This window comes from Pseudomaricurvus sp. (genome assembly GCF_965662505.1).
In the GTDB taxonomy this organism is placed as follows: domain Bacteria; phylum Pseudomonadota; class Gammaproteobacteria; order Pseudomonadales; family Cellvibrionaceae; genus Pseudomaricurvus.
The window spans coordinates 1-290 of record NZ_CBFIHX010000075.1; the positions used below are offsets into that span (position 1 = coordinate 1).

At 45.5% G+C, this 290-nt stretch carries 1 protein-coding gene; it reads left to right on the plus strand.

Annotated elements, in window-relative coordinates; translation table 11 throughout:
- Nucleotides 1-186 (plus strand): preprotein translocase subunit YajC (gene yajC / locus ACTG33_RS11160; RefSeq protein WP_439135292.1); only part of this gene is annotated, 186 nt, incomplete at its 5' end.
- Nucleotides 187-290 lie beyond the last annotated feature (104 nt).

Consider the following 290-nt stretch of genomic DNA (forward strand, 5'->3'; position numbering starts at 1 on the left):
CACCAGGAACTGGTGACTGGCTTGGGTAAAGGGGATGAAGTCGTAATGAACAGCGGCATGCTCGGCAAAATCACCAAGGTTGACGAAAACTACATGGTTATTGAAACTGGTAACAGCGTTGAGCTGAAGTTTCAAAAGTCAGCGGTTCACGCTGTGCTGCCAAAAGGCACCATTAAGTCAATCTGATGATTGATGACCCACAAAAAAGGCAGCCCACGGGCTGCCTTTTTTGTGGGTAACATTTCTGTTTTGCTCGAATTCTCATGATGAATGCTTCTTTTTGAAGGTGA